The sequence below is a fragment of the Kribbella sp. NPDC050470 genome (genome assembly GCF_044458365.1).
GTDB lineage: Bacteria > Actinomycetota > Actinomycetes > Propionibacteriales > Kribbellaceae > Kribbella.
Genome location: NZ_JBITHV010000006.1, coordinates 227,776 through 249,326, shown reverse-complemented (window position 1 = coordinate 249,326; position 21,551 = coordinate 227,776). Strand labels below are relative to the sequence as shown.

At 70.0% G+C, this 21,551-nt stretch carries 18 protein-coding genes; 2 read left to right on the top strand and 16 right to left on the bottom strand.

The features are described 5' to 3' along the window. Nucleotides 1-49 precede the first annotated feature (49 nt). From ACIBGM_RS19265 to ACIBGM_RS19225, 9 genes are all read right to left on the bottom strand, one after another. Nucleotides 50-2,500: a tetratricopeptide repeat protein gene (locus tag ACIBGM_RS19265; RefSeq protein ID WP_360522469.1), complete on the bottom strand. Its 2,451-nt coding sequence runs from the start codon at nt 2,498-2,500 to the stop codon at nt 50-52. Between the two features lie 178 nt (nt 2,501-2,678). Then, nucleotides 2,679-3,125 (bottom strand): hypothetical protein, encoded by a 447-nt coding sequence (locus tag ACIBGM_RS19260; RefSeq protein WP_360522472.1) that lies wholly within the window; start codon nt 3,123-3,125, stop codon nt 2,679-2,681. Between the two features lie 15 nt (nt 3,126-3,140). Then, on the bottom strand, nt 3,141-3,887 hold the full coding sequence (gene dapB, locus ACIBGM_RS19255) for a 4-hydroxy-tetrahydrodipicolinate reductase (RefSeq protein WP_360522475.1): 747 nt from the start codon (nt 3,885-3,887) through the stop codon (nt 3,141-3,143). Nucleotides 3,888-3,981: 94 nt separating this feature from the next. Then, on the bottom strand, nt 3,982-5,817 hold the full coding sequence (locus ACIBGM_RS19250) for a hypothetical protein (protein WP_360522478.1): 1,836 nt from the start codon (nt 5,815-5,817) through the stop codon (nt 3,982-3,984). A gap of 62 nt (nt 5,818-5,879) precedes the next feature. Further along, nucleotides 5,880-7,271: an FAD-binding oxidoreductase gene (locus ACIBGM_RS19245; RefSeq protein WP_396386336.1), complete on the bottom strand. Its 1,392-nt coding sequence runs from the start codon at nt 7,269-7,271 to the stop codon at nt 5,880-5,882. Between the two features lie 36 nt (nt 7,272-7,307). After that, nucleotides 7,308-8,621, bottom strand: a complete 1,314-nt coding sequence (locus ACIBGM_RS19240) for a pitrilysin family protein (RefSeq protein ID WP_360522485.1) — start codon at nt 8,619-8,621, stop codon at nt 7,308-7,310. Further along, entirely contained in the window at nt 8,618-10,840 is a 2,223-nt protein-coding gene (locus tag ACIBGM_RS19235) for a polyribonucleotide nucleotidyltransferase (protein WP_360522533.1), read from the bottom strand. The genes ACIBGM_RS19240 and ACIBGM_RS19235 overlap by 4 nt, the downstream gene beginning before the upstream one ends. A 277-nt stretch (nt 10,841-11,117) precedes the next feature. Next, nucleotides 11,118-11,390, bottom strand: a complete 273-nt coding sequence (gene rpsO / locus ACIBGM_RS19230) for a 30S ribosomal protein S15 (protein ID WP_360522488.1) — start codon at nt 11,388-11,390, stop codon at nt 11,118-11,120. A 116-nt stretch (nt 11,391-11,506) separates the two neighbouring features. After that, nucleotides 11,507-12,469, bottom strand: a complete 963-nt coding sequence (locus ACIBGM_RS19225; protein WP_396386335.1) for a bifunctional riboflavin kinase/FAD synthetase — start codon at nt 12,467-12,469, stop codon at nt 11,507-11,509. A gap of 119 nt (nt 12,470-12,588) precedes the next feature. Between ACIBGM_RS19225 and ACIBGM_RS19220 the strand changes: the two genes are divergently transcribed. Beyond that, nucleotides 12,589-13,608: an SGNH/GDSL hydrolase family protein gene (locus tag ACIBGM_RS19220; RefSeq protein WP_360522494.1), complete on the top strand. Its 1,020-nt coding sequence runs from the start codon at nt 12,589-12,591 to the stop codon at nt 13,606-13,608. Between the two features lie 68 nt (nt 13,609-13,676). Here ACIBGM_RS19220 and ACIBGM_RS19215 read toward each other — a convergent pair whose 3' ends face one another. Genes ACIBGM_RS19215 through ACIBGM_RS19205 form a run of 3 tightly spaced genes read right to left on the bottom strand, consistent with a single transcriptional unit; the run spans nt 13,677 to nt 15,619 of the window. Further along, nucleotides 13,677-14,555 carry an NAD-dependent protein deacetylase gene (locus tag ACIBGM_RS19215; protein WP_360522497.1) on the bottom strand — a complete coding sequence of 293 codons (879 nt, stop codon included), beginning with the start codon at nt 14,553-14,555 and terminating at the stop codon, nt 13,677-13,679. Between the two features lie 24 nt (nt 14,556-14,579). Continuing rightward, entirely contained in the window at nt 14,580-15,206 is a 627-nt protein-coding gene (locus ACIBGM_RS19210; RefSeq protein ID WP_396386334.1) for a transcriptional regulator, read from the bottom strand. Continuing rightward, nucleotides 15,203-15,619 carry a hypothetical protein gene (locus ACIBGM_RS19205; protein ID WP_396386333.1) on the bottom strand — a complete coding sequence of 139 codons (417 nt, stop codon included), beginning with the start codon at nt 15,617-15,619 and terminating at the stop codon, nt 15,203-15,205. Before ACIBGM_RS19205 ends, ACIBGM_RS19210 begins: the two co-directional genes overlap by 4 nt. A 39-nt stretch (nt 15,620-15,658) precedes the next feature. Here ACIBGM_RS19205 and ACIBGM_RS19200 point away from each other — a divergent pair, with 39 nt between their 5' ends. After that, a complete protein-coding gene (locus ACIBGM_RS19200) occupies nt 15,659-16,837 on the top strand; it encodes a PEP/pyruvate-binding domain-containing protein (protein ID WP_396386332.1) in 1,179 nt (392 codons plus the stop codon). On the opposite strand, the gene ACIBGM_RS19195 is transcribed toward ACIBGM_RS19200, so the two are convergent. The 4 genes from ACIBGM_RS19195 to ACIBGM_RS19180 are packed head-to-tail and all read right to left on the bottom strand — an operon-like array spanning nt 16,827 to nt 21,538. Then, on the bottom strand, nt 16,827-17,684 hold the full coding sequence (locus ACIBGM_RS19195) for an LLM class flavin-dependent oxidoreductase (RefSeq protein ID WP_396386331.1): 858 nt from the start codon (nt 17,682-17,684) through the stop codon (nt 16,827-16,829). The genes ACIBGM_RS19200 and ACIBGM_RS19195 overlap by 11 nt on opposite strands. A gap of 29 nt (nt 17,685-17,713) precedes the next feature. Further along, nucleotides 17,714-18,793, bottom strand: coding sequence for a S1C family serine protease (locus ACIBGM_RS19190; protein ID WP_396386330.1), 1,080 nt, complete (start codon nt 18,791-18,793; stop codon nt 17,714-17,716). Continuing rightward, a complete protein-coding gene (locus ACIBGM_RS19185; RefSeq protein WP_360522515.1) occupies nt 18,793-20,049 on the bottom strand; it encodes an arginine deiminase in 1,257 nt (418 codons plus the stop codon). The genes ACIBGM_RS19190 and ACIBGM_RS19185 overlap by 1 nt, the downstream gene beginning before the upstream one ends. A gap of 37 nt (nt 20,050-20,086) precedes the next feature. Further along, nucleotides 20,087-21,538, bottom strand: a complete 1,452-nt coding sequence (locus ACIBGM_RS19180) for a basic amino acid/polyamine antiporter (RefSeq protein ID WP_396386500.1) — start codon at nt 21,536-21,538, stop codon at nt 20,087-20,089. Between the last annotated feature and the right edge of the window lie 13 nt (nt 21,539-21,551).

Here is a 21,551-nt window from a genome sequence, read left to right as displayed (position 1 = left end):
ATCAGCAGCCCAGGTGGACTGCTGGTCGGTCTTCTTTTTCCGCCAGCTTTCAGAGGCGCCCGGTGCGGTTCGGGTTCGGGCTGGACGGAGCGGGTGGGTATCCGTCGGCCACGGCGACCAGTGGTGCGGCTCGCCCGGCCGACCAGGCTGTTCGGAAGGCCCGGCGATCGAGCGACTGCTCGATCGCACTCCGGGTCGCCAGGTAGTCGGCCTTCTCGATCTCCGGCACCGGCGCTCCGATGACCTCGCGCACCCCGTCGGCGGCTCCGAGCAGGAACGCGGCGTACTCGCTTCTCCCCCGCTGCTGCGCGACCGTCGCCAGCTCCTCGAGAACACTCGCCGACCGCCACCGGTCGCCGAGGTCGCGATGCTCCGCAAGACTCTCGTCCAGCAGGTGTACGGCGCGTTCGGTCAGACCGCGACGGCGTTCGACGATGCCCAACTGGTTCAGCGACCACGCAACGCCTTCGCGGTACCCGAGTCGCTGGGACAACGCCAGGCTCTCCTGCAGCAGGTCCTCCGCCTCGACGAGCTCACCGCTGTACTGCGAGATGGTGCCGAGACTGATCAACGACCACGCGAGTCCTTCACCGTCACCGATCAGCCGGAAGCTGTCCCGCGCTCGGCCGCAGCGCCGCGCACCGACCTCCAGGTCGCCACGCAGCCAGGCGACGAAGCCCAGGTGGTTGTGCGCCCACGCCATCCCCGACCGGTCTCCGAGGCTCTCGTAGAGGTCGTAGCTCTCGCAGTGCAGGTCCTCCGCGGCCGCGTAGTCCCCGCGCTCCCTGGAGACGCCACCGAGCCGTTGCAGCACGAGCGCCGTACCGGCTGTGTCGGCCAGCTCCTTGTACTGCGTCAGCGCGACCTGCAGCCGCGCAGTCGCGGCGTCGTACTCGCACTGCAGGAAGGCGAGCATGCCGGCGCCCAGGTTCGCCTTGGCACACGCGGGCGCGAGGCCGGCCATGTCCGGCTCCGCGACGGTGTCCGCCAGCGCCAGCGCGCGTTCGAGCCACTGACTGCCTTCGGCGTAGTGCCCACGCAGGTAGCAGAACAGCCAGAGCCCACCGGCCAGCCGCAGCGCCTCGTCGATCGATCTGGTCCGCAGCGACCACGCCATGGCTGCCCGCAGGTTGTCCAGCTCGCTGTCCAGCCGTTCCAGCCACTCAGCCTGGTTCACACCGCGCAGCTGTCCTTCGGCCTCCTCGGCCAGGCCGACGTAGAAGTGCGCATGCCGACGAGCCGCCTCCTCTGCCAAGCCAGTAGCGGTCAACCGGTCCGCAGCGAACTCACGAATCACGGCGAGCATGTAGTACCGCGCGACGCCGCTGCGCCGAGTCACCCGGATCAGCGACTTGTCGACCAGCCGGCCGATCAGGTCGAGCGCTTCGGCGCGGACCAGCGGGCCAGGTGACGGCTGCCCGGACATCACAGTGGCGGCCGCACTCAACGTCCAGCCGCCGACGAACACCGACAACTGCGCGAACACGTCCCGCTCCGCCGGTGTGAGCAGGTCGTGGCTCCACTCGATCGCGCCGTACATGGACTGCTGCCGGGGCGAGGCCGTCCGCGGTCCGCCGGCCAGGATGCCGAACGAGGTCTCCAGTTCGGACGCGAGCTCCTCGATCGTCATCACGTTCGTTCTGGCCGCGGCCAGCTCGATCGCCAGCGGCATCCCCTCCAGCCGCCGGACCACTCGGGCGACCTGGTCGAGCTGTCCGTCCACGTCGTACCCACGGGCGGCCGCTCGCTCGACGAACAGCCGTACGGCGGACGATGACTCGAACTCGTCCTCGTCGTGCGGCAGCGCCAGCGCGGGTACGACGTACACGCTCTCGCCGGGCACTCGCAGGAGCTCTCGGCTGGACGCGAGGACCGAGAGGTTCGGGCAGTACTCCAGCAGGGCCGCGCAGACCTGCCCGACCGTGGCGACGACGTGCGAGCAGTTGTCGAACACCAGCAGCATGGTCCGCCGGCCGATCTGCTCAGCGATCGTCTCGACCAGCCTGGCGGTGTCCAACGGATGCATCCCTGTCGAGGCCGCGACCGCCGGAACCACGGCAGCGGGGTCGGTCAGCGATGCGAGCGGGACCCAGCAGACGCCGTCGGCGAAGCTGTCCTCGAGCTGAGCCGCGAGCCCCAGGGTCAGCCGTGTCTTCCCGACTCCGCCCGGTCCGGTCAGGGTCAGCAAGCGAGTGATCCGTTGGCCAAGCAAACGTTTCGTCGCCGTCAGCTCGGTGCTGCGGCCGATCAGCTCGTTCGGCGGCGCGGGCGGCCGGCGCAGCTGGATCTGCGGGGACTCGGTGTCCCGGCGCGCGGCCGTGGTGAGCGTGGCCCGGTCGGCCGCGCCGAGCCGCAGGGCGTCCGCGAGCAGGCGCAGCGTGTGCGCCCGAGGCGCGCGACGACGACCCCGCTCCAAAGCCGCGATCGCGTCGACGCTCAGGCCGGCGAGCTCGGCGAGCCCCTCCTGCGACAGCCCGGCTTCTCGCCGGTGCCTTCGCAACAGGCCACCAAAACCTGCCCCCTGCACGTCGTCCGAGCCACGGCGAGACCCGTCTGATGGCACAGGACGGCTCCACCCAGTCTCCGACCTGCACGTGGCGGTTGCCACGCACTTGCTTTGAAAATATCCCGTTCCGCACCGCGTTGTCAGTTACCGCGGTGTCGTTTACAGCCAACTCTCAAGTAACCGCGGCCTCGTGCTTGGCGATCGCGGTCCGCATCGTGGCCCGTGCCCGCCGCCGATCGCCGGCCGCGTCGTACGCCGTCGAGAGCCGGAACCAGACCCGCCAGTCGTCCGGCGCGGCCTCGGCTTCGGCCCGGTACCTCTCGAAGGCGACATCGGCCGCGGCCCGGTCGACGCGCCCCGACGGACGGCGCGGCAGGTCGTCGACCGGCAGGCCGCCGGACGCCTCCAGCTCGCGCGCCAGGACCTCGGTACGGCGGCCGAACTGCAGCTCCCGCCACACCAGGAACGCGCCGAGCACCGGGATCACCAGTACGGCGGCCCCGAGCCCGACGGCGACCGGATCACCGGTGCCGATCAGCAGCACACCCCGCCAGCCGAGCAGTACGGCGTACGCGACGAAGACGACCGCCAGCACGATCGCCACGCGCTTGGCCGTCACGACAGCCCGGTCATGTCAGTCGAGGTCCATGAAGTGCTCGAGGCCGACGGTGAGGCCGGGAGCGCCACCGATCCGGCGGACGCCGAGCAGGACGCCGGCCATGAACGACACCCGGGCCATCGAGTCGTGCCGGATGGTGAGCGTCTCGCCGGTGTCGCCGAACAGGACCTCCTGGTGCGCGATCAGGCCGCGCAGCCGGACACCGTGCACGCGGATCCCCTCGACGTCGGCGCCACGCGCGCCGTCGAGCGCGGTCGTGGTGGCGTCCGGGATCGGAGCCGAGCCGGCCTCCCGGCGGGCCTCGGCGACCAGCTCGGCGGTACGGCGTGCCGTACCGGAGGGAGCGTCGACCTTCTCCGGGTGGTGCAGCTCGATGATCTCGACCGACTCGTAGTACTTCGCGGCCTTGGCGGCGAACTGCATCATCAGCACGGCGCCGATGGAGAAGTTCGGCGCGATCAGGACGCCGGTGCCGGGGTACTTGTCCAGCAGGCCGCGCAGCGTCTCGAGCCGGGCCTCGTCGAACCCGGTCGTGCCGACGACCGCGTGGATGCCGTGCTCGATGCACCACGCCAGGTTGTCCATCACCGCCTCGGGGCGGGTGAAGTCGACCACGACCTGGGCGCCGGTCTTGGTCAGCTCGTCCAGCTCGTCGCCGAGGTCGAGCCGCGCGACCAGCTCGCAGTCGCCGGCTTCTTCCACCGCGAGGCACGTCTGAGCGCCCATCTTGCCCTTGGCCCCCAGCACACCGACCTTGATCATCCGCACCCTTTCGACAGACTTCGACCGCCCAAGGATCTCATCTGCGCTGATTCCTTCCCCGCCCCACCACCCCGGTCAGGCCTGCCCCCGGGCGTCAGGGCGTCTTGGTGTCCCGTTCGGCGCGCGGCACGTAGACCTGCAGGTTCATCGTCTTCTGCTTCGGCGCGAGCAGTTCGTAGTCCGCGGTGAAGTCGAGCGCGCAGGCACGCAGCGCGGTGATCTCGACGTCGGAGATGGCGCGGTTCAGCAGGATGACCGGCGGGCGGCCCGGGCTCCACGGCTGCCCGTCCCGGCAGACCTCCTCGATCCCGGCGGCCGTCCGGTTGCGTTCCTTCGGCGCCACCCACGCCTCGCCGACCGGTTTGCCCTGCAGCAGCAGGACCAGGCCGGCCATCTTGTCGAAGGCGAGGATCGGGCGGCCGGACGGCTGGAGGTACGGCCGCAGTTCGGCCTCCAGGGCGGCGTAGTTCTGCGCTGCCGAGGGCTGGAGATAGAGCCCCTTCAGCGGTTCCAGCGCGGCCGGCTCGGTCAGCTCGGCATGCCCGACCGAGCGGTACGGGTGCAGGAACATCCCGCTGTACGAGATCGACGCCACCGCGACGATCGAAGCCACCGTGACCAGGCCGACGGTCACCCGAGCCACCACCGGGACCGTCCAGATCCCGGTCAGCACCGCGATCATCACCGCCACCCAGGAGGCGAACGCGTTGAACCCGATCGTGTACAGCGGGTTGTTCGTCCCGAACGCCTGCACCATCGGCAGGACCACGAGCAGTCCGAGGACGACCCACCCGCGCGCCTTCTCCCGGCTCAACGTCGACCGCCGGGTCAGCCCGTACCGGCCCGCGAGCACCGCCGCAACAGCCGTCACCAGCCCGACCAGTACGGCGGCCAGCAGCGTGACGGTGTAGTCCGACGTGTGCGCCGACCCGCCGACCGCGGCATCGTCGACGACGACTCGCCGTACCGAGAGAATGAACCCGAGAGCGACGAGAACCCCGGCGGCGATGCGCAACCAGCGCCACCGGCCGATCACCGCGACGGCGGCCGCCGCGAGCAGGACCGCGTGCTCACGGAGAGTCTTGCCGAGCAGTTCGAGACCGGTCGACCAGTAGACCTCGAGCAAGGCGGTCGGCGAGTACGACGTCTCCGCGATGAACCTGTTCACGGCCATGATCCCCGGCACCGCGACGTTCAGCCGGACCACGAACAGCTGCACCACCAGCGCTGTCAGCGCCAGCCCGGCCAGGCTGAGGCCGATGCCCCGGGCAACAGCCCGCCAGCCCTGCCCGGTCAGCACGATCACGGCCGCGATCACGATCAGCCCGATCACCACGACCGAGGTCCATTTCGCCAGCACCATCACGCCGATGACGACCCCGGCGCCCATCAGCACCCAGAACGGCACCGGCGTACCGCGGTCGACCGCGCTCGCCATCCACAGCACGCAGGCGACCAGCGTCAGCGCGCCGAGCAGGATGACGTCGTTGTACCCGGGCGACATCGGCAGCCAGCTGTAACACATCCCACCGGCCGCCAGGATGGTCGCCATCCCGGCCAGCTCCCACAGCCTGGTCGGCGGCGCACCCGGCCGGCGGCCGCGCAGCCAGCGCATGAAGCTGTAGCCGAAGACCAGGTGTACGGCGACCACGGTGAACAGCCGGAAGAACCGCAACCCGACGATGTCGTACCCGAGCCACTCGAAGATCGGCCCGTACAGGTACTGCACCCCGGTCAGCGCCAGCGGGTTCTGGTCCCACCAGCGGTACGACAGCAGGTAGTAGCCCTCGTCAGTGAGGTCGAACCCCTCGTTCGCGACCCGTCCCGCGGACAGCACCCACCACGCGGCGAGCCCACCCGCGACCACGATTACGCCAAGAAGCAACACGGTTTGCCTACGCAACGTGTTCGCTCCGGCCTCCGACCTCACGGCGGACACCTTAGGCCATCACACCGGAGTTACCTCATCGAGCAGTCGCTCCCGGACGCCGATCAGTGCGGGGTGATGTTCTGGTTCAGGTGGAAGAGGTTGTTCGGGTCGTACTTCTGCTTCAGGGCCTGCAGGCGGTCGTACGTCGTCGCGCCGTACGCGTCCTGGACGCGGCCGGCCCCCTCGTCCCCGAGGAAGTTGACGTAGACGCCGGTCTGGTGCGGTTCCAGCGCCTGCCACGAGTCTCTGGTCCACTGGCGCTGCTCCTCGAAGCCGTCCGGGCCGAACGTGGAGCCGACGAAGTTGAAGGTGTGTCCGCTGTCACGGCCGCCGAACGCGGTGGCGTCCGCCGGGACCCGGGAGATCGCGCCGCCCAGGTGGAAGATCGGGTACGACGTGAGCGGCCCGTTGATTGCGAACCCGCGCGCGGCCGCGACGTCGACCACGTCGTCGGTGAGCTCGGCGACGTCGGACGAGCGCATGTAGTACCACCGGCCGTGCGGGAAGCTCAGGTCGAACATCGCCTGCAGGTCGACGAACGGCTTCGGCGCGCACAGGTCCAGCAGCGGCGGGGCGAACGCCTTCAGCGGCGCCAGCACCCGTTCGCCGTCCTCGATCGAGCCCGCGTAGCAGGCCAGCACGACCACGACCGGCAGGCCGTGCAGCTCGGACGGGATCGCCGGCACCGCCGGGATCCACCGGTGCATGACTGCCGTGGTGAGGTCGTCGGGGATGTCGGTGATCCACTCGCGGTAGAAGCGCAGCAACCGTGGCGACTCGGTCATCGGCCACATGATCGGGCCGGCGTAGAGGATCGGGCCGACCGGGTGCAGCCGGAACTCGAACTCGGTCACGATGCCGAAGTTCCCGCCGCCACCGCGGATCCCCCAGAGCAGGTCCGCGTTGACGTCCTCACTCGCGGTCAGCAGCTCGCCCTCGGCGGTGACCAGGTCGACCGAGAGCAGGTTGTCGATGGTGAGCCCGTACTTGCGCATCAGCCACCCGATCCCGCCGCCGAGCGTGAGCCCGGCCAGGCCGGTGTGGGTGACGATGCCGGCCGGCGTGGCCAGTCCGAACGCCTGCGTCTCGCGATCGAGTTCCCCGAGCAGCACACCCGCCTGCGCTCGCGCGGTACGCCGTACCGGATCGACCCGGATGCCCTTCAGCGGCGCGAGATCCAGCAGGACCCCGCCGTCACAGGTCGAGTGCCCCGGGAAGCTGTGCCCGCCCCCACGAACCGCCACCGGTCCGCCGGTACGGCGGGCAAACGTCAATCCCGCCCGGATATCGGCCACTCCGGTGCAGCGTGCGATCAGCCCGGGCCGACGGTCGATCGACCCGTTCCAGACCTTCCGGAGCTGGTCGTACGCCGGGTCCCCCGGCTGGATCAGGTCGCCACGGAAGTCCGCGGCCAACTCGTTGAGTGCATGTACGTCCGCTGCCACAGTGCTCATAACCGCCCCCTTGGCGCCAGTATGCGCCCGGCGCGGTCAGAGGGTGAAGGCCGTGGTGTCCTCGTCGAACGGGCCCATCACGGTCAGCACGGGGGCGCCGGCGTACAGGTCGGCGGCGAGCCGGCTGACGTCGTCGAGGGTGACGGCGTCGATCCGGCGCAGGATCTCGTCGACGGTGGGCAGCTCGCCGTACACCAGCTCGGCCTTGGCGATCCGGGTCATCTTGGCGCCGGTGTCCTCCAGGCCCATCACCACCGAGCCGCGCATCTGGCCCTTGCCGCGGAGCAGCTCGTCCGGCGTGATGTTGCCGCTGGCAATCGACTCCAGCTCGGAGCGGACCACGTCGAGCACCTCGCCGGCCTTCTTCGGCAGGCAGCCCGCGTACACGCCGACCATGCCGGAGTCGGCGTACGCCGAGCCGAACGTGAACACCGAGTACGCCAGGCCGCGCTTCTCCCGGACCTCCTGGAACAGTCGCGACGACATGCCGCCACCGACGATCCCGTGCAGCACGCCGGCGACGTACCGCCGCTCGTCGCTGCGGACCAGGCCCGGCATCCCGAGCACCAGGTGTGCCTGCTCGACGTCGCGGTGGTGCACCTGCACCCCGCCGTACGTCGGGACCGGCTTGGACGCACCGCGTCGCACCGGAGCCGGCTCGGCCGCGCCGGTGACCCAGTGCCGCTCGAACGCCTTGCGGACAAGGCGAACCACGTCGGCGTGGTCGACGTTCCCGGCGACCGAGACGACGATGTTGGACGGCTTGTAGCGGCGGCGGTACCAGCCCACGACCTGCTGGCGGGACAGCCCGGCGACGGTCTCCGGCGTACCGGTGATCGAGCGGCCGAGCGGCGACTTGCCCCACAGTTGCTCGGCGAAGAGGTCGTGGATGTGGTCCGACGTCTCGTCGGCGTGCATCGCGATCTCCTCGTCGATGACGCCGCGCTCACTCTCCACGTCCGCGGCGGTCATCGTGGCGGAGGTGATCATGTCGCAGATGACGTCGACCGCGAGCGGCAGGTCGGAGTCGAGCACCCGCGCGTAGTAGCAGGTGTACTCCTTGCCGGTGAACGCGTTCATCTCGCCGCCGACCGCGTCGATCGAGGCGGAGATCTCCAGCGCGTCGCGGCGCTCGGTGCCCTTGAACAGCAGGTGCTCGAGGAAGTGCGTGGCGCCGGCCAGCTGCTCCGGCTCGTCGCGGGAGCCGACGCCGACCCAGACCCCGAACGTGACGGTCCGGAAGCCGGGGACTGACTGGGACAGAACCCGGAGCCCGGAGGGCAGGACGGTCCGTTTCACCGGACCGCCCGCCTCCGGGCTCAGCAGGGTGCTGGTGATCGCTCGGGTCACTCGGCGGACTCGGCGCCCTTCTCGTCGGACTTCTTCTCGTCCTCGCCCTCGATCACGGGGATCAGCGAGAGCTTGCCGCGGTCGTCGATCTCGGCGATCTCGACCTGCAGCTTCTGGCCGACCGAGAGCACGTCCTCGACCGCCTCGACCCGCTTGCCACCGGCCAGCGGACGCAGCTTCGAGATGTGCAGCAGGCCGTCCTTGCCCGGCAGCAGGCTGATGAACGCACCGAAGTTGGTCGTCTTCACGACCGTGCCCAGGTAGCGCTCGCCCTTCTCCGGCATGGTCGGGTTCGCGATCGCGTTGATCGCGGCCCGGGCGGCCTCGGCCGACGGGCCGTCGGTCGCGCCGATGTAGACGGTGCCGTCGTCCTCGATCGAGATGTCGGCGCCGGTGTCCTCGGTGATCTGGTTGATCATCTTGCCCTTCGGGCCGATGACCTCGCCGATCTTGTCGACCGGGACCTTCACCGAGATGACCCGCGGCGCGAACTCGCTCATCTCACCCGGCGCGTCGATGGCCTTGGCCATCACGTCCAGGATGGTCAGCCGCGCGTCCTTGGCCTGCTTCAGGGCGCCGGCCAGCACGCTGGCCGGGATGCCGTCCAGCTTGGTGTCCAACTGCAGGGCGGTGACGAAGTCCTTGGTGCCGGCGACCTTGAAGTCCATGTCGCCGAACGCGTCCTCCGCGCCCAGGATGTCGGTCAGCGCGACGTACTCCGTCTCGCCGTCGACCTCGCCCGAGATCAGGCCCATCGCGATACCCGCGACCGGCGCCTTCAGCGGCACACCGGCGGACAGCAGCGACAGGGTGGAGGCGCAGACCGAGCCCATCGAGGTCGACCCGTTCGAGCCGAGCGCCTCGGAGACCTGGCGGATCGCGTACGGGAAGTCCTCACGCGACGGCAGCACCGGCACCAGGGCCCGCTCGGCCAGCGCGCCGTGACCGATCTCGCGGCGCTTCGGCGAACCCACCCGGCCGGTCTCACCGGTCGAGTACGGCGGGAAGTTGTAGTTGTGCATGTAGCGCTTGCGGGTCTCCGGGGAGAGCGTGTCGAGCTGCTGCTCCATCCGGAGCATGTTCAGCGTGCTGACACCCATGATCTGGGTCTCGCCACGCTCGAACAGCGCCGAGCCGTGCACCCGCGGGAGCACCCGCACCTGCGCCTTGAGCGGCCGGATGTCGGCCAGCCCGCGGCCGTCGATGCGGACCTTGTCCTTCAGCACCCGCTGCCGGACCAGCTTCTTGGTCAGCGACCGGAACGCCGCGGACAGCTCCTTCTCGCGGCCCTCGAAGTCGGCGGCCAGCTTGTCCACCACGGCGGCCTTGACCGCGTCGGTGGCGTCCTCGCGCTCGTGCTTGCCGGCGATGGTCAGCGCCTGCGCCAGCTCCTCGGTGGCCGCGGCCTCGACGGCGGCGAACGCGTCGTCGGCGTAGTCCGGGAAGACCGGGAACTCGGCGGTCGGCTTCGCGGCCCGCGCGGCCAGGTCGGCCTGCGCCTCGACCAGGGTCTTGATGAAGCCCTTGGCGGCCTCCAGGCCCTCGGCGACGATTTCCTCGGTCGGCGCCTGGGTGCCGCCGGCGACCGCGTCGAAGGTGCCCGGGGTGGACTCCGCCTCGACCATCATGATCGCGACGTCACCGGAGTCGGTGACCCGGCCCGCGACGACCATGTCGAAGACCGCGTCCTCGAGCTCGGTGTGGGTCGGGAACGCCACCCACTGGCCCTCGATCAGGGCGACGCGGACGCCGCCGATCGGGCCGGAGAACGGCAGGCCGGCCAGCTGGGTCGACATCGACGCCGCGTTGATGGCGAGCACGTCGTACAGCTTGTCCGGGTTCAGCGCCAGGACCGTGATGACGACCTGGATCTCGTTGCGCAGGCCGGACACGAACGACGGCCGCAGCGGGCGGTCGATCAGCCGGCAGGTCAGGATGGCCTCCTCGGACGGACGGCCCTCCCGGCGGAAGAACGAGCCGGGAATGCGGCCCGCGGCGTACATCCGCTCCTCGACGTCGACCGTCAGCGGGAAGAAGTCGAACTGGTCCTTGGGCTTCTTGCTGGCCGTGGTGGCCGACAGCACCATCGTGTCGCCGTCGAGGTAGGCGGCCGCCGAACCGGCGGCCTGCTGGGCCAGGCGGCCCGTCTCGAAGCGGATGGTGCGGGTGCCGAAGCTGCCGTTGTCGATGACGGCCTCAGCGAATTCGGCGCCCTCCATGGGCGTACCGGTGGATCCCGTCACGGGATACCCCTCTCTCACAGTGTGACGACTGCGAGGCGCGAGCTTCCGGGGTGCCGGTCTTCGATCGAGGCCCGCGGGTGGCTGTGTTCCAGCCGCACCCGAAGGCCACTACCGAGGACCGGTCGTCCTCCCGCCACGCGCTTCGCGTCGCCTCGTTCGTCTTGCGTGCTTCGTTATTCAGTTGTGGGATCCGTGCCTGGGCGCGGATACGCCAGGAGCGGCCACCCGGGGTCGGGGGCCGCTCCTCGCGACGTCAACGGCGGAGGCCGAGCCGCTCGATCAGGGATCGGTAGCGGTTGATGTCCTTCTTCGCCAGGTAGTTCAGCAGCCGGCGGCGCTGGCCGACGAGCAGCAGCAGGCCACGACGGCTGTGGTGGTCGTGCTTGTGCTCCTTCAGGTGCTCGGTGAGGTGCGTGATGCGGTGCGTCAGCAGCGCGACCTGGACCTCGGGAGACCCGGTGTCACCCTCGGTCAGGGCGTACTCACCCATGATCTTCTTCTTCGTGGCGGCATCAACAGATGACACGGAGTTCCTCTCGATTTCCGTTGCGCGGCGCACCGGGGCATTCTTCACCCGAGCACTCTCTGTCCGCGGCCGTTCAGACGGCAGCAGCCAGCGTATCAGTCCGTGGACGCGTCACCCTAATTCCCCGTCAAGATGCGGCGTGCCTGGTCGGCGTCGGACTTGATCTGGGAGATCAGCTCGTCGACGGTGTCGAACCGGATCTGGGTGCCGCGCAGCCGGGCGACGAAGTCCACCGCGATCCGGGCGCCGTACAGCTCCAGGTCGTCGCGGTCCAGCACGTACGACTCCACCCGCCGGTCCACGCCGTCGAAGGTCGGGTTGCTGCCCACGCTGATCGCGGCCGGCAGTGGGTCCGGGTACGACGGCCCGCCCGGAGCCGGCTCGAGCACGGTCAGCCAGCCCGCGTACACGCCGTCCAGCGGGACCGCGGCCTGCGGGTCGGCGGGGATGTTCGCGGTCGGGAACCCGAGCTCCCGGCCCCGCTTGTCCCCCTCGACGACGACGCCGGTGACCCGCAGCGGCCGGCCGAGCGCCGCCGCGGCCGCCTCGACGTCGCCCTCGGCGATCCGGCCCCGGATGTACGTCGACGACCACGGCTGCGCGTCCCCGGCCAGGCTCAGCCCCTCGACCTGGAACCCGTGCGTCGCCCCGGCCTCGACCAGCGTGTCCACGTGCCCGGCGGCCTTGTGGCCGAAGCGGAAGTTCTCGCCGACCACGACCGCCTTGGCGTGCAGCGTGCCGACCAGGACGCGCTCGATGAACTCCTCCGGCGACCAGTTCGACACGTCCTTGTCGAACGGCAGGATCAGCACGGCGTCGGCGCCGTGCCGGCCGAGCAGCCCGGCCCGGTCCGCGGGCTCACTCAGCATCGCGGGCGCCCGGTCCGGCCGCAGTACGGCCATCGGGTGCGGGTCGAAGGTGAGCGCGACCACCGGCAGGCCACCCAGCTCGGCCGCTCGCGCCTTGGCGTGCGCGAGCACCTCCTGGTGTCCCCGGTGCACGCCGTCGAAGTTGCCGATGGTGACGACCGAGGGGCCGAACTCCGGCTCCACCTGGTCCAAACCGTGCCAGACACGCATGACAGCAGGATTCCATGCCACAGCCGCGGTGGGCGCAGCAGGTCCACGGTCACCCCTTGTAATCGGCGTGTCACTCAACTTAGGGTGTGTCGGCACCGTCGATTCCGGGGAGGTCACCGGTGAAGCTCCGTCGAGTTGCCGCCATTGCCGTGGCGCTGTTGCTCTTTCCCGGTACGGCGATCGCCGCCACGCCGGCCTCCGCCTCGTGGGAGGAGCCGCTCTTCAAGAACTACGTGGCCCTCGGCGACTCCTACACGTCGGCGCCGCTCGTTCCGCTGCCGGACCTGCTGTCCCTCGGCTGTGTGCGGTCCTTCGGCAACTACCCGAAGCTGCTCGCCGCGCAACTGCGGGTCTACCAGCTCACCGACGTGAGCTGCGGCGGCGCGGACACCACGAACATGACGCAGCCGCAGAGCACGGTCCTCGGCACCGCCCGCCCGCAGTTCGACGCGTTGCGGCCGGACACAGACCTGGTGACGCTGGGGATCGGCGGCAACGACTTCGGGGTGTTCGGCGACATCATCGGCACCTGCCCGGGGTTGCGGGCCAGTGATCCGGCCGGCGCGCCCTGCAAGGCGCACTTCACCGTCGACGGCGTCGACACGCTGCGGGCGCGGATCGCCCAGACCCAGGTCCGGATCACGGCCGTTGTCCAAGGCATCAAGGAGCGGTCGCCGAAGGCAACGATCGCGCTGATCGGCTACCCGAAGATCGCGCCCGAGCACGGCACCTGCCCGGCGATCCTGCCGTTCGCGGACGGCGACTACGCCTACCTGTACTCGATCGAGCAGGCCCTGAACGGCGCCATCGCGTCCGCGGCTGCCGCGACCGGAGCGACGTACGTCGACACCTTCGGGCCGTCGACCGGCCATGACGCCTGCGCTCCGGACGGTCAGGCGTGGATCCAGGGCAAGGAAATCAACCCGCTGCGGGCACTGAACTACCACCCGCGCTACGAAGGACAGGCCGGCGTCGCGTCGCTGACCGCGAAGACGCTGAGTGGCGACCCGGCCGTGGTGACCGCCGCCGAGCAAGCCGCGTGGGCTGCCCGCGGCAAGGAACTGGCGCGGCAAGCGGCAGCCTCACCCAAGGCCGTAGAGGCCTCCCCAGACCGCCTACGGACCAGCGCGCAACGCTGACCCTTTCCAATCCGTACGGCGGACCCCGGGCCGAGCCACCTCACGCGTGGCACGGCCCGGTGGTGTTTTCAGAGCAGCTGCGTCAGCTCGATGAGTGCCCGGCCGAGCGGGAGGTTCACGCGCTGGGCGGCGTACGGGTCGCCGCGGGTGACGCCCTGGTTGATGATCAGGACCGGTTTCCCCGCCTTCGCGGCGTGCCGGACGAAGCGGAAGCCGGACATCACGGTCAGGGACGAGCCGAGAACGAGCAGCGAGGCCGCGGCGTCGATCAGGCGGTAGCAGCGCTCGACCCGCGGTTTCGGCACGTTCTCGCCGAAGAACACCACGTCGGGTTTCAGCACTCCCCCGCAGACCGTGCAGTCCACGACCCGGAAGCCGCGCACGGCCTCCTCGGGGAGCTCCGCATCGCCGTCCGGGTTGATCCGGGTGACCTCGGCCTCGAACTCCGGGTTCGCAGCGCGGAGCCGCTGGTCGAGGGCTTCGCGGGCGGACGTCGTCCGGCACTGGAGGCAGAGCACCCGGTCGAGGTTGCCGTGCAGCTCGATCACGTCCCGCGCACCGGCGGCCTGGTGGAGGCCGTCGACGTTCTGGGTGATGACGCCGTCGAGGTAGCCGCTCGCCTGGAGGGTGGCGACGGCTCGGTGGCCGTCATTCGGGGCGGAGCGCGCGATCGTGCGCCAGCCGAGATGGCTGCGCGCCCAGTACCGCTGGCGACCCGATTCGCTCGCCACGAAGTCGCCGTACGTCATCGGTGTGTGGGTCCGCAGGCTGCCGGTCTCACCGCGATAGTCCGGGATCCCCGACTCGGTGGAGATGCCCGCGCCGGTCAGTACGACGACCTCGCCGGCGGCCACGACGTCCGCGATCGGGGCGACATCCGCCGTACCAGGCTCCAATGCCAACACGTCAGGGCCGGGAACCCATTGCAGTGTCGGACGCGAGCGCACCCCACCAGCGTAACCAGCCCGCGTTCAGCCTCGGGACACGTTCAGCGTGGCGATCGGGTCCTCGTGGAGCTCGAACCAGACCTTGTGGCAGGAGTCGACGCTGGTCTGGTCGATCCAGGCGTGGTCGCCGGCTCGGGCGCGGTCGAGCGCGGCGGCGAACCTTCGGTGGTAGCCGTCAAACCGGTCCAGGAGGGTCGCGAGCTGGTCGGCCAGTGGTTGCAGGCGGTCGGCCAGGTCCGCCAGCTCGTCGACGACCTGCTGATCCCAGCCCGCGTCGGTGTGGTCGTTGAACGCGAGCGGGTCGTCGGCCGTGGGTCGCAACTGCCACTGCGTGCAGGCCTTCTGCAGGCGGGCGTTGAGCGGTAGGAACTCCCCGTAGCCGTCCTCGACGGCCTGCACGCCACCTCTGGCCTCGAGCTCGGCCTTCAGCCCGCGCTCGTTCTCGGCGCGACCGGCAGCTGTCAGCGACCAGCCGCCGATGCCGGCGAACTCGCTCCAGGTCACCCAACCGAAGGCCTGGCCGTCGAGCAGCAGCTCCTTCGCAACCGCGTGGTCGAGCGCAAACCGCCGCGCAACCGCCTCGTCGTCCGCCACCCCCAACAGGCGCACCGCGTGCAACGCAAGCAACTCAGGTGTGGACACGTGGGTCATCTCTCCTCCCCATCGGTCGACGGCATGCTCCGTGCGGCCAGGCGGTCTAGCCGCTGCTGGCACGCCTGTGGGGAGTTCAGACCGAGCGCCCGTGCCATCTCGGCCCACGTCAGCCCCAGCCCGCGGGCGCTGAACATCAGCCCGGTCTCGAGCTGCTCGAGTTCCGCCCGCGCTGCCGCCAGCAATCGCAGGCCGGCCAGCGCCGCGTCCCGTTCCGCCTGCTCCTCGGTGGACTGCCACAGGACGAACTGGATGAGGTCGACCGCGGACGGCGGCATCGAGCCGTGCTGCCACGGACGCCGGGCCAACTGGTCGGCGCCGCGTTCGAGCAGGAGACGGCGCGCGTCGTGCTCCCGTCGAGCCTGCGCTTGATCATCGAGGTAGTTGCTCTCCACCCCAGAACCCTGGATCATTCAACAGAATGTTGTCAACATCGTGTTGAAGAGGTGCTCGTGATCGTCCCCCTCACCGAGGCCGCCCCAGAGCAGGCCGGCGGCAAGGCTGCCGTCCTCGGCCGGCTGCTCCGCGCCGGTTTCCCGGTCCCGGCCGGCTTCGTCGTACCCGTCGAGGTCTATCGAGCGGTGACGAGCCGTCTGGACCTGCCCGCCGTACTGTCCGAACACGGCCCAGCCGAGGTACGACGTCTGGTCGCCTCGCAACGGCTGCCATCAGACGTGCTGGACGAGGTGGAGGCAGCTCTGGAGGGGCTCGGGAGCCACGCGTTCGCCGTACGCTCCTCGGCGTCGAACGAGGACACCGCGACTGCGTCAGCCGCCGGTCAGCACGACTCGTTCCTGGCCGTCGGCCGCGCGGGAGTCGCCGCCTGCGTGTCTGCTGTCTGGGCGTCGCTCTGGTCCGACCGCGCGATCGCCTACCGCTCGACCGGCCTCCCGGAGATGGCCGTTCTGGTCCAGCAACACGTCGACGCCGACGTCGCCGGAGTTGTCTTCACCGGAACCCCAACCGTGATTGAAGCCTCGTGGGGTCTAGGCGAGTCCGTAGTCCGCGGCCACGTCACCCCCGACACCTTCAAAACCACCCGGTCCGAGGTCCTCAGCCGCCGCCTCGGCACCAAACAGACCCGCCTCGACGGCCGCACCCCGACGGAGGTCCCCTCCGCCGACCGCGATCGCCTCTGCCTCAGCGACTCGCAACTGCTACGCCTGACCCAGCTGGCCGCCGACGTCGCCGACCACCTAGGCGCCCCACAAGACATCGAGTTCGCCTTGTCGAATGACCAACTCTGGCTCCTGCAATCCCGACCGATCACAGCTCCGCTCCCAACCTCCGACCACACCAGCGAAATGCCTGGGCTGCGTGGGACCGGTGGGAGTGCTGGAGTGGCTTCGGGGACTGCTCGGGTCGTGCGGGGGCCTGCGGACTTCGGTCGGGTGGTGCCCGGTGACATCCTCGTGTGCCGGTTCACGGACCCGGCGTGGACTCCGCTGTTCGGTGTCGTCGCCGGCGTGGTCACCGAGACCGGCGGCTTGCTCTCCCACGCCGCAATCGTCGCCCGCGAGCACCGCATCCCCGCCGTACTCGGCGTCCCCCACGCCACGACCACCCTCCACGACGGCCAGCCACTGACCCTCAACGGCACCACCGGCACCGTCCAACCGCTCACCTACTGACGCGGGGTGGGCCTGCTTTGAGACGGCTTTCGGCGGCGGCGCGGACTTCGGTGGGGTCCATGGAGGACCAGTCGGCTTCTATCCACCAGGTGGCGCCTGCTTCGGACCACGGGCGGACAGTGTCGGCGTCGTCGGGTTTCGTGGTGCCTTCGACCACGATGTCGTAGTCGTCCATGGTCAGGCCGTGAGTGGCGCGTTCCTCGCGGATCCAGGTGATGGCCTCGGTGAGGTGTTCGGGAGTCAGCTCACCAGGGGTCTCGCCAGGCTGGAGGACGGGCGCGTAGTTGGGGAGCCAGCCGTCTTGGAGGGCTGCTCGGCGCATCGACTTCGGGCGGGGCCAGGCGCCGACCACCCAGGTCGGGATGCGCGGCTGCTGGACCGGGGGCGGTGGGGCGGGCGGCATCAGGTCGGGGATCTTGCGCGAGCGGTAGTGCTTGCCGGCGAACTCGAAGGGCTGGTCGCGCCACAGGTGCTGCAGCATCTCCAGCGACTCGTCCATCCGCTCCGCACGGACCTTGCGCCCCGGATCGTCCTCGAACAGCCAGAACCGGTCCTCGCCGGTGACACCGAGCCCGACCACCAGGTTCACCCGCCCGTTGCTCAGGTTGTCCACGGTCGATGTCTGCCCGGCCACGTCCCACGGTTTTCGGCGCGGCAACGGCGTCAGCATCGTGCCGAGCCGGATCCGCTCGGTCGTCATCGCCGCCGCGGCCAGCATCGCCCAGGCGTCGATCCCCCAGATCGACTCCCAGACGAAGAACCCGTCCCACCCGTGCTCCTCGGCCAGCGCCGCCAACTCAGCCGCCGCCCGTGCATCGCCGTACGCCATTACGAAGCCGTATCTCATCCTCCGACCGTAAACGGCGCCACCGACAGTCAGCCGGTTCCCGGTAAGGCCGGGTCCGGCTGCCGGCCGAGGGTGACCGTCGTCGTCTGGGCCACGCCGGCGCGTTCGAAGTCGACCTGGACCGTCGCACCCGGCTGCTTGTTCAGGGAGATCTCCTGGAGCTGGTCGGCGCTGGTGACGGCCTCGCCGTCGAGGGCGGTGATCACGTCGGCGCGGCGCAGACCGGCCGCCGCGCCAGGCCCAGCAGGGGGCGCGGCCACCACGTAGAGCGCGTCCGGGTTGATGGCGCTGTCACCGCGCGACAGGGGTACGACGGCCAACCCGAAGTACCCGTGGACGACCCGGCCGTCCGCGATCAGCTTGTCGGCGATCGTCTGTGCCGTGTCGGCCGGGATCGCGAACCCCAGCCCGATGCTCCCGGCCACAGGCACCCCACGTGAGTCGCTGGCGGTCGCGCCGGCTGTCGGCACACCGACCAGCCGGCCACGACAGTCGGCCAGCGTCCCGCCGCTGTTGCCCGGGTTGATCGACGCGTCGGTCTGGATCGCCGAGGTGAGCAACGCAGTCGTGTTGTTGTCCGCCGGGACCCGGGCCGACCGGCCGAGCGCGCTCACCACGCCGGCCGTGATCGTGTCCGTCAGGCCCAGCGGGGCGCCGATCGCGAAGACCTGGTCGCCGACGTCCGGCGCCGGACCGAACTCGATCGGCGTGACCGCCGACTTCGGCGTGACCGAGATGACCGCGAGGTCGGTCTGGATGTCCCGCCCGACCAGGGTCGCGGGCAGTTCCTCGCCGTTCGGCCGCAGCACGGTGATCGTGCCGCCGGTGGCGGCCGCGGAGATGACGTGGTTGTTGGTCAGGATGTGTCCCTCGGTGTCTAGGAACTGACCGGACCCGTTGCCGCCCCCGCCCGTGCTGGACTGCACGTAGATCGTCACCACCGACGGCATCGCGGTCTCCGCCACGGATTTGGCGTCACACCGCCGCACGCTGCTCCGTGCCCACCCGACCGAGGCCACGACCGCGACGATCCCGAGGACCAGCACGGCCACCAGCAGCGGCGACCAGTCCCGATGATGCCGCGGGCTGGACTGCACCGGCTCGGCCATCAGAAGTCGACCGGATCGCGGATGATCGGGCACGTCATGCAGTGACCGCCGCCGCGGCCGCGGCCCAGCTCGGCGCCGACGATCGTGATCACCTCGACGCCGGCCTGGCGCAGCAGCGTGTTCGTCCGGGTGTTCCGGTCGTACGTGAAGACCACGCCCGGCTCGACCGCGACCGCGTTGTTGCCGCTGTCCCACTGCTGGCGTTCGGACTCGTACACGTCGCCGCCCGTCTCCAGGACCCGCAGCGCCGGCAGCCCGAGCGCCGCGGCCACGACCTCCACGAACCGCCGCGATCCCTCGTCCACCACCTCCACGCCGGGCGCGGTGTCCGCCGGCCGCAACGAGAAGGTGTGGACGGCGTCCATGATCGCCGGGTACACCGTGACGATGTCGCGATCGGCGAACGTCAGCACGGTGTCCAGGTGCATCGCCGCCCGCAGCTTGGGCATCCCGGCCACCACGACGTGCTCGGCCGCACCCTTCTCGAACAGCGCCGCCGCGACCTGGGTGATCGCCTGCCGCGAGGTCCGCTCGCTCATCCCCATCAGTACGACGCCGTTCCCGACCGGCATGATGTCGCCGCCCTCGAACGTCGCCCGTCCCCACGACAGCTCCGGGTCACCCCACCACACGGTCGAGCCGGCGAAGTCGGGGTGGAACTGGTAGATCGCCTTCATCAGCAGGGTCTCGTCGTGCCGCGCCGGCCAGTACAGCGGGTTCAGCGTCAGACCGCCGTACAGCCAGCAGGTCGTGTCGCGGGTGTAGAGGGTGTTGGGCAGCGGCGGCATCAGGTACTCGCGGGCGCCGGTCGCCTCCCGGGCGAGGCCGATGTAGCCGGTGCGGAAGTCTTCCGGCAGATCCGAGGTGGCGAGGCCGCCGATCAGGTACTCGGCGAGCTGCCGGGGTTCCAAGGTCTCCAGGAAGTTCCGGGTCCCGTCGACCAGGCCGAGGCCGACGTCGTTGGCAACGATCTTGCGGTCCAGCAGCCACGACCGCGCCTCCGGCGCCGCCACCGTCTCGGCCAGCAGGTTGTGCAGCTCGACCACCTCGACCCCGCGGTTCGACAGCTTGTTCACGAAGTCGGCGTGATCACGCTGTGCGTTCTCCACCCACATCACGTCGTCGAACAGCAGGTCCCCCGCGTTGGTGGGGGTGAGCCGGCGGTGTGCCAGCCCGGGCGAGCAGACGAGAACCTTGCGCAGCCGGCCGACTTCGGAGTGGACGCCGTACGTCGAGGTCGTGTCGTGACTGGTCATGCGGATCGACTCCTTGCTGCGTGCGGGCCGGACCGGCTCAGATCGTGATCCAGCCGGTCGCGAGGGCGATGACACCGAGGACGGCGCCGAGGACCGAGACGGCGAGGATGACGAGCTCGCCGGGGGTGAACAGCCGGCGGCCTTGCTCGCGGCGGGCCATCACGAACAGGACGCTCGCGGGGGCGTAGATGATGAACGACAACAGGATGAACTTGGGACCGGCGGCGTACAGCAGGAACGCGGTGTAGATCGTGGCCAGCCCGCCGACCACCAGCTCGCGGCTGTGCCCCTCCGGCGCGTCGGCGTAGGTCTCGCGGGTGACCGCCAGCTTCAGCGCGTAGCCCGCCGCGAGCAGGAACGGGATCAGGCTCAGCGCGCTCGTCAGGTCGAGGGCGAAGTTGAACGCGTCCTCGGAGAACAACGTGACCACCAGGACGATCTGGATCAGGATCGTCGTCATCAGCAACGCCGCGGTCGGTACGTCGGCGGCGTTGGACTGGCGCAGGAACCGCGGCATGTCGTCGTCGAGCGCGGCCACGAACAGCACCTCGGCGGCCATCATCGTCCAGGCCAGGTAGGCGCCGAGCACCGACACGATCAGGCCGACGCTGACGAAGACCTCGCCCCACTGCCCGACCGCCGCCTCCAGCACCCCGGCCATCGACGGCTGCCGCAGCTCGGCGATCTCCTCGATCGGCAGGATGCCGTACGACACCACGGTCACCGAGGCGAAGACGGCCAGCACGCTGAGCAGGCCGAGAACCGTGGCCCGGCCGACGTCCTCGCGGCGCTCGGCGTGCCGCGAGTACACGCTCGCCCCCTCCACGCCCAGGAAGACGAAGACGGTGACGAGCATCGTCCCGGTGACCTGGTCGTAGAGCGACCCGTAGCCGGCGCCGTTGAAGTTGTCGGCGAACACCTGCGGGTCCAGGTAGATCGCCGCGATCAGGATGAACACCAGGATCGGCACCAGCTTCGCGACGGTGACGATCCGGTTGATGATCGCGGCCTCCTTCACCCCGCGCCGGATCAGCAGGTAGAACACCCAGATCCCGACCGTCGACAGGGCGGCGGCCACCCAGGTGTCGCCGTCACCCAGCGGCGACCACAGCGCACCGACCGTCGACATGATCAGCACCCAGTAGGTCACGTTGCCGACGCACGCGCTGGCCCAGTAGCCGAACGCCGAGAAGAAGCCGAGGTACTCGCCGAAACCGGCCTTCGCGTAGGCGTACACGCCGGCGTCGAGCTCGGGCTTGCGGATCGCCAAGGTCTGGAAGACGAAGGCGAGCATCAGCATGCCGGTGCCCGCGATAGCCCAGGCGATCAGCGCCCCCGCGACCCCGGTCTCCTGGGCGAACCGGCGCGGCAACGAGAACACCCCCGCGCCCACCATCGAGCCCACGACCATGGCGGTCATGGTCATGAAGGTCAGTTTTTGTGCCGATGACGTACCCGAGACAGTCTCTGCACTGGCCACCCTTGGCATCATGCCGACGGCG

What these genes read in the sequence shown, in the direction of transcription:
- dapB (WP_360522475.1), bottom strand. Translation starts at nt 3,887, where the DNA reads ATGATCAAGGTCGGTGTGCTGGGGGCCAAGGGCAAGATGGGCGCTCAG.
- ACIBGM_RS19245 (WP_396386336.1), bottom strand. Translation starts at nt 7,271, where the DNA reads ATGAGCACTGTGGCAGCGGACGTACATGCACTCAACGAGTTGGCCGCG.
- ACIBGM_RS19235 (WP_360522533.1), bottom strand. Translation starts at nt 10,840, where the DNA reads ATGGAGGGCGCCGAATTCGCTGAGGCCGTCATCGACAACGGCAGCTTC.
- ACIBGM_RS19225 (WP_396386335.1), bottom strand. Translation starts at nt 12,469, where the DNA reads ATGCGTGTCTGGCACGGTTTGGACCAGGTGGAGCCGGAGTTCGGCCCC.
- ACIBGM_RS19210 (WP_396386334.1), bottom strand. Translation starts at nt 15,206, where the DNA reads ATGACCCACGTGTCCACACCTGAGTTGCTTGCGTTGCACGCGGTGCGC.
- ACIBGM_RS19205 (WP_396386333.1), bottom strand. Translation starts at nt 15,619, where the DNA reads ATGATCCAGGGTTCTGGGGTGGAGAGCAACTACCTCGATGATCAAGCG.
- ACIBGM_RS19195 (WP_396386331.1), bottom strand. Translation starts at nt 17,684, where the DNA reads ATGAGATACGGCTTCGTAATGGCGTACGGCGATGCACGGGCGGCGGCT.
- ACIBGM_RS19190 (WP_396386330.1), bottom strand. Translation starts at nt 18,793, where the DNA reads ATGGCCGAGCCGGTGCAGTCCAGCCCGCGGCATCATCGGGACTGGTCG.
- ACIBGM_RS19185 (WP_360522515.1), bottom strand. Translation starts at nt 20,049, where the DNA reads ATGACCAGTCACGACACGACCTCGACGTACGGCGTCCACTCCGAAGTC.
- ACIBGM_RS19180 (WP_396386500.1), bottom strand. Translation starts at nt 21,538, where the DNA reads ATGCCAAGGGTGGCCAGTGCAGAGACTGTCTCGGGTACGTCATCGGCA.